The following is a 6,793-nucleotide window of genomic DNA, read 5'->3' on the forward strand; positions in this document are numbered from 1 at the left end:
GTTCTATGGCGATGCCAAGGCATCGGTGGACAGTCTTCTGCCAATGATCGACTGATAACATTGATGAAATGAGGCCCCCAAGGCGTCCTTGGGGGCCTGCTTGTCTACGGATGCCCAGTGTCCCAGAATGGGACTTCAAGGTCTGGCTCGTATTCCCACTTCAGATCAACCGTTTCGAGTTGATCGTGACAGCCGTATTTGTCTTGTATCGACACTACTTTCACGACGCCTAGCCGTGGATGCCAGATGAATCCACTCTTTGCTCCTTCCAGCAGTTTTTTGAGCTGAACTTGGTCTTTTGACGAAAATACTGTTTGTGGCATGCGGATAACCTCCTTACGTCGTCTCACCCTGACAGTTTGAGAGTGGCTTGTGCGGCGAAACTTTTGGTCGCAAGGAAAATGGCGTTGCAGAAAAGCAAGTATACGCCCGTGTGCTATAATACTTGTGCGGAAGGCTCTGCTTTGCTTTGGAAATTGGCTAGTATGGTGCCAGATGACAACCGGCCTTGATCCATGATTGACGACCATCCGCAGCGTTACGCGCTTGTCAATGAACTGCACGCGCGACCCTTCCCGTCGCTCGATGTGCCGTGTCACGCCGTCTATATCGCCGTCAAACAGCCGGTCGATGCCCATAACCGCGACCGGGCGGAGGATCGCGCCCATCTTCTGGCGCTTTTGGACCGGCACGGGGGGGCGCATCCGCCGGAAGGGGCGACCCATCACGCCGCGCGGATCGGGCGGCACGATCTGAAATGGGAAAGCCATACGGAGTTCGTGACCTATTCCGCCTTTGGCAAGGGCGTCGGCGAACGCGCCTTCAACCCGGCCGAGGCCGAGGTCTTTCCCGCCGACTGGACCTCTGAGGCCCCCGGCAAGCGCATCGCCGCGATCCTGATCCGGGTGGAACCCTTGCCCGAGAACCTCGTCGCGGTGAAGTCGCGGCTTGACGACTGGTTCGTCCCCGAAAGCCTCGCCTGTTCCTGGGTGCTGGATCAAACCGCGATCATCGCGGGCGATTTCCAGATCGACCCGGCAGGCCAGATGCGCTTTGCGGTCTTTGCCCGCCCCGGCACCGGCGCCCGCCGGATCGGCCGTATCGTGCAACGGCTGTGCGAGATCGAGACCTACCGGGCGATGTCGATGCTGGCGCTTGGCCGGGCGCGGGAGCTGAACCGTCACCTGAATGCGCTGGACCCGAAGCTGTCGGACCTTGTCGCCGCGATGTCGGACAAGGGTCGGGACGCCGAGGATACGCTGCACGAGCTTCTGGAAATCTCGGCAGCACTTGAGGCGCAGGCCGTGCGGCACGCCTTCCGCTTTGGTGCTGCCGGTGCCTATGAGGCGCTGGTGAACCAACGGGTCGAGGTCTTACGCGAAACCCGGTTCGATGGCCGTCAGAGCTTTGCCGAGTTCATGATGCGCCGCTATGACCCGGCAATGCGGACGGTGAAATCGGCCGAAAAGCGGCTGGAACAGATGGCCGAACGGGCGGAGCGGGCGGGGGAACTCTTGCAGACCCGCGTCGATGTCGAACGCTCGGCCCAGAACCAGAAGCTTCTGGAAAGCATGGATCGCCGCGCCGACCTTGCGCTGCGGCTTCAGCACACGGTCGAGGGGCTGTCGGTCGTGGCGATCAGCTATTACGCGGTCAACCTTGCCGCCTATGCCGCATATCCGGTGACGGAGCCGCTTGGGGTCTCAAAGGGGCTGATGACGGCCTTGCTGACGCCAGCCGTCATTCTGCTGGTGTGGCTATCGATCCGGAGGATCCGGAAGGGGATGCGCTGAGCGCCCGGTCGGCCAACCGCGCGCCCACGACGATCGCCAGCAATACAAGGATCGCGGCAAGCGAGAGGGTCGGCACACCCGCCAGACCCGCGCCAACGGTGCAGCCCCCGGCCAGAACGCCGCCCACGCCCATCAGGACCGCACCCGCCAGATAGCGCCCGGTCTCGCGCGGGGAACTGAAGCTTTGCCAGCGGAAGCGGCCCGCGATCAGCGACAGCAGGGCGGCCCCGGCGATGACGCCACCGATCAGGCCGGTGCCGAACCCCGCCGGGATCGAACTGGACGCAACAGTCCAGAACAGCGTTTCGGAAGCGGGCGAGGTGAACGAGAGGCTTTCGAAGGCGATCGGGTCGAACTCGTCATAAAGGACAAAGCCGGTGCCGATCCATGCTGCCGGGACCAATGCGCCGATCAGCGCCGCACCAAGCAGCACAATCGGGCGGTTGCCGGAACGCAGCGCATAGGTCAGCGCCGCTGCCGTGATGAGGGCGGACCAGAGAAGCGCGCCGCCGGGCAGGGCGGCCAGTGATACAGCATCGCCGAGTGCGACCGTGTAGCTGCCAAGTGTCGTGCGGAGGGGCGCAAGGATGCCTTTCAGCGTTGCATGGGCCACAATCGCAAAGACTGCGATCACGGTCAGCGCCCGTAGATTTCCGGTGCCCGCAAGCACCGTCAGCCGCGAGGCACAGCCGTGCGTCAGCACCATGCCCGCGCCAAAGAGCAGCCCGCCCGCGATGATGGCGAGGACGGGCAGGTCAGCCGCCATGAAGCGATGTTCGCCGAAGCCGATCCAGCCAAGATGCACCGCCCCTTGGGTTCCCACCACAGCAATGGCAAGTGCCGTCAGCCAGACACCGAGTGCTGACCGGCGTTCGGTGGTTTCGCCGACAAGCCCGCGGCGCAGGCAGAACCGCGTCGCCTCGGCCAATGCGCCAAAGGCTGCGCCGATGGCAAGGCCGAAGAGGACAGAGACCTCACGCGGGCCCAATGTCTCGAATCCAAGGGTTTCGAACACCTCTACATCTCCGGATATCGGAATTTGTTTTCTGATAGCGGGAGATATTCATTGGCGAAACAGAACGGACATCCGCGGAATGTCTGACGCTCAGAACAAATTTCTCATTTCGACATTTGTGCGGACTGAACTCTCTGGTCGGGCCCGGCTGAGGGGATGATCTTCCGTAGGTTTCTGTCCGGGCAGGACAATGTTCTTATTTTGGCGGTTGGGCGTGGTGTAGCCGACACGATGCCCCATGGCCGCACAACACGTCGAATCGTTGGCCTTGACCGCGCTCATTGCCCGCGCCACCGTCGCCCGGATCGTCCCTTGCGGAGCCGCCACATGTCTTTCCCGATCACAGCTTCTAGCCCGGTGCGGTTTCCGGGGCCGCCCCCGAAATCCGCCGATGTCGTGGTGATCGGCGGCGGGATCATCGGGGCGATGACGGCATGGTTCCTTGCCAGAAGCGGTGTGAAGGTCGTGCTGTGCGAAAAGGGCCGGATCGCCGGGGAACAGTCGAGCCGGAACTGGGGCTGGGTTCGCCAGCAGGGCCGTGATCCGGCCGAACTGCCGATCATGATCGAGGCCCTGTCGATCTGGAAAGGGCTGGCTGATGAGGCTGGCGCCGATCTCGGGTTTCGTCAGACGGGCGTGCTTTATGCCGCCAATACCGCCAAGGATATTGCGGGCTATGAAGCGTGGATGGTTCACGCAAAGGCGCACGGGCTCGACACGCGGCTTTTGGGGCAGGCGGAGTTGCAGTCGATGCTGCCCAATGCCGCCGGATGGCTGGGCGGTATCTGGACGGCCTCGGATGCCCGGGCTGAACCCTGGATCGCCGTGCCGCGTCTTGCCGAAGCGCTGGCGGCGAAGGGTGTCACCATCGTCGAGAACTGCGCGGTGCGGGCGCTTGATGTGTCGGCCGGACGGATCAGCGGCGTGGTGACCGAGGCGGGGCGCATCCGGGCCGACCGGGTCGTGCTGGCGGGGGGCGCGTGGTCCTCGCTTCTGGCGCGGCGGCATGGGCTGATCCTGCCGCAGCTTTCGGTGCGAGCCACTGTGACAGCGACCGAGCCCTTGCCGGAAGTCTGGTCGGGTGCGGTGGCCGACAGCCATTTCGCGATCAGGCGCAGGGCGGATGGCGGCTATACCCTGACCCCCGGGGATTTCCATGAATTCTTCATCGGGCCAGACGCGTTCCGGCATTTCGGCGCGTTCTGGACCCAAATCAAGACGGACCTTTCAGGGACGCGGTTCCTGCCCGCAGCGCCCAAGGGCTATCCGGACGCATGGGGGACCAGACGGCGATGGGCGGAAGATGAAGAAAGCCCGTTTGAGCGGATGCGCATCCTCAATCCCGATCCAAACCGGGCCGCGATTGAACGGCTGAGGGATCGTTTCGCCACGGCTTTCCCCCGGATCGGGCGGCCCGGTATCGCTGCGTCCTGGGCGGGGATGATCGACACGATGCCCGATGTGGTGCCGGTAATCGACCATGTCGCAGCCCTGCCGGGTCTGACTGTGGCGACGGGCATGTCGGGGCATGGCTTTGGCATCGGGCCGGGCGTGGGGCGGGTGGTGGCCGATCTGGTCGAGGGACGGGCGCCGGGCCATGACCTCTGGCGGTTCCGGTTTGCGCGGTTTTCGGATGGATCGAAGATCGTGCTCGGCCCGTCGCTCTGACAGCGAGGGCCGCCCTCGGGGGGCATTGAGCCCCCGCTCGGGCGGGTGCCTCCGGCGGGGGTATTTGCGCAATGAAGAAGCCGTAGGGGTCAGAGTTTGTCGCGGAGCGAGAACCAGACCATGCCGAGGACGAGGAGCGGCCAGCGGAAGGCGACCCCGCCCGGGAAGGCCTTGGTGGGGACGGATGCCATCAGATCGAAGCGTTCGGCCTGACCGGCAATGGCCTCTGCCGCGAGTTTGCCGCCCAGAGTGGCCATGGCGACACCGTGGCCGGAATAGCCCGAGGCCGACAGGATATTGCCCGTGAGCCGTTCGAAATGCGGCATCCGGTTCAGGGTGATGCCAAGCGTGCCGCCCCAGCCATGGGTGATCTTGATGTCGCGCAGCTGGGGATAGATCTCCAGCATCGGTTTACGCACCAGTTTTGCGATGTCGGGGAAGCGGTAGCCGTAACTTTCGGCGCCGCCGAAGAGGAGGCGGTGATCTTCCGAGAAGCGGAAGTAGTTGATCACGAATTTGGTGTCGGCAACGGCGTGGTTGTTCCGGATCAGGCTTTCCTGCTGGGCCGGTGTCATCGGTTCGGTCGCGACGATGAAGTTGTTGATCGGCATGACGCGGGTGGCGACGCGTTTGTCGAGCTGGCCGAGATAGCCGTTGCAGGCGAGGACGACATGGCGTGCGGTGATCTTGGCCTTTTCCGTCGTGACCGTGGCGGGGGAGCCCTTGGCGATGCCGGTGACCTTTGAGCGTTCGAAGATGCGCACACCTTTCGCCTTTGCCGCGCGGGCCAGGCCGAAGGCGTAGCGCAAGGGATGCAGATGGCCGCCGCCCATGTCGATATCGCCGCCGTGATAGGCCGTAGATCCGACCATCTCGCGCATCTCGTCGCGGTCGAGGGGGCGGATCAGGTCATAGCCGTAATCCCGCGCCATCTTCTCTGCATAGTGCTTTGAATGGGGCACGTAGCGGGCGCGGTGGCAGGCATGGATGATGCCGGGCGTGAAGGCCGCATCGGGCGCGTGTTCGGTGGCGAGCGTCTTTGTGAGCGCGACCGATTCCTGCGCGAGGTCCCAGAGCGCGCGGGCATGGTCGGGTCCGACCATCTTTTCCAGATCGTCCTGATCGAGTCTCTGACCGGTCCCCACCTGACCGCCATTGCGGCCCGACGCGCCCCAGCCGACACGATGCGCGTCGAGAAGGGTCACGTCAAAGCCACGCTCGGCGAGGTGAAGCGCCGCAGAGAGACCGGTGAAGCCCGCGCCGACGACGCAGACATCGCAGGTCAGATCGCCCGTCGCCTCGGGATAGGGCCCCGGAGCTTCGGCAGTGTCAGCATACCAGGACCGGGGATATTCACCGGCCCTGTCATTTGCATAGAGGATGTCCATGAGACCCCGCTCAGGCCGCTTTCAGAAGACCGTCCGCCTTGATCCCGGCATATGTCTCATCCAGCGATTTGGTCGCGCGGGTGATGAAGACGTCGATTTCCGAAGGCGTGATGACCAAAGGCGGCGAGATGATCATGCGGTCGCCAACATGGCGCATCACCAGATTGTTGGCAAAGCAACGCTCGCGGCAACGATAGCCGATGGTGCCGGTATCGGAGGCGAAGGCGGCGCGGGTCGCCTTGTCGGGCGTGAGCGCGATGGTGCCCATGAGGCCGATGAGGCGCGCCTCACCCACCAGCGGGTGGTCGGCCAGAGCGGTCCAGCGTTCGGCGAGATAGGGATGAGCGACATTGCGGACATGGTCGAGGATGTTTTCCTCTTCCATGATCTCCAGATTGCGCAGGGCCACGGCGGCGGCGACCGGGTGGCCGCAATAGGTATAGCCGTGGTTGAAGTCCTCGCCGGACCCCGCGACCGTGTTGTAGACCTCGTCGCAGATGATCGAACCGCCGATCGGCGCGTAGCCTGAGGAAAGACCTTTGGCGATGGTCATGATATGCGGCTTGATCCCGAAGCCGGGGCTGGCGAACCAGTTGCCGGTGCGGCCAAAACCAGTAATGACCTCGTCGGCGATCAGGAGGATGCCGTATTTGTCGCAGATACGCTGGATCTCGGGCCAGTAGGTCGAGGGCGGGATCACGACGCCACCAGCGCCCTGCACCGGTTCGCCGATGAAAGCCGCGACGCGGTCGACGCCCAGTTCCTCGATCTTCGCCTCAAGCTCGCGGGCGCGCATGAGGCCGAATTCCTCGGGCGTCATGTCGCCGCCCTCTTCGTACCAATGCGGCTGGCCGATATGGGTGATGTTCGGGATCGGCAGACCGCCCTGGGCGTGAATGCCCGCCATGCCGCCAAGCGAGCCGCCGCCC

At 63.9% G+C, this 6,793-nt stretch carries 6 protein-coding genes; 2 read left to right on the plus strand and 4 right to left on the minus strand.

Annotated features, from left to right (window positions below):
• Positions 1–104 precede the first annotated feature (104 nt).
• Positions 105–323 carry a hypothetical protein gene (locus WBB85_RS13315; RefSeq protein ID WP_432639092.1) on the minus strand — a complete coding sequence of 73 codons (219 nt, stop codon included), beginning with the start codon at positions 321–323 and terminating at the stop codon, positions 105–107.
• Positions 324–515: 192 nt separating this feature from the next.
• Here WBB85_RS13315 and WBB85_RS13320 point away from each other — a divergent pair, with 192 nt between their 5' ends.
• Positions 516–1,793: a DUF3422 family protein gene (locus tag WBB85_RS13320; RefSeq protein WP_432639093.1), complete on the plus strand. Its 1,278-nt coding sequence runs from the start codon at positions 516–518 to the stop codon at positions 1,791–1,793.
• On the opposite strand, the gene WBB85_RS13325 is transcribed toward WBB85_RS13320, so the two are convergent.
• Positions 1,741–2,808, minus strand: a complete 1,068-nt coding sequence (locus WBB85_RS13325) for a YeeE/YedE family protein (protein WP_432639094.1) — start codon at positions 2,806–2,808, stop codon at positions 1,741–1,743. The genes WBB85_RS13320 and WBB85_RS13325 overlap by 53 nt on opposite strands.
• A gap of 327 nt (positions 2,809–3,135) precedes the next feature.
• Between WBB85_RS13325 and WBB85_RS13330 the strand changes: the two genes are divergently transcribed.
• On the plus strand, positions 3,136–4,476 hold the full coding sequence (locus tag WBB85_RS13330; RefSeq protein ID WP_432639095.1) for an NAD(P)/FAD-dependent oxidoreductase: 1,341 nt from the start codon (positions 3,136–3,138) through the stop codon (positions 4,474–4,476).
• Between the two features lie 89 nt (positions 4,477–4,565).
• Here the strand turns inward: WBB85_RS13330 and WBB85_RS13335 are convergent, their stop codons facing one another.
• On the minus strand, positions 4,566–5,864 hold the full coding sequence (locus WBB85_RS13335; protein ID WP_432639096.1) for an NAD(P)/FAD-dependent oxidoreductase: 1,299 nt from the start codon (positions 5,862–5,864) through the stop codon (positions 4,566–4,568).
• A gap of 10 nt (positions 5,865–5,874) precedes the next feature.
• Positions 5,875–6,793: aminotransferase class III-fold pyridoxal phosphate-dependent enzyme (locus tag WBB85_RS13340; protein ID WP_432639097.1), on the minus strand; the 919-nt coding region annotated here is incomplete at its 5' end.

Source organism: Albidovulum sp., assembly GCF_049646345.1.
GTDB lineage: Bacteria > Pseudomonadota > Alphaproteobacteria > Rhodobacterales > Rhodobacteraceae > Albidovulum.

Excerpts from the sequence above, each read along its gene's own strand:
- WBB85_RS13315 (WP_432639092.1), bottom strand. The coding sequence starts at position 323 with ATGCCACAAACAGTATTTTCGTCAAAAGACCAAGTTCAGCTCAAAAAA.
- WBB85_RS13320 (WP_432639093.1), top strand. The coding sequence starts at position 516 with ATGATTGACGACCATCCGCAGCGTTACGCGCTTGTCAATGAACTGCAC.
- WBB85_RS13330 (WP_432639095.1), top strand. The coding sequence starts at position 3,136 with ATGTCTTTCCCGATCACAGCTTCTAGCCCGGTGCGGTTTCCGGGGCCG.
- WBB85_RS13335 (WP_432639096.1), bottom strand. The coding sequence starts at position 5,864 with ATGGACATCCTCTATGCAAATGACAGGGCCGGTGAATATCCCCGGTCC.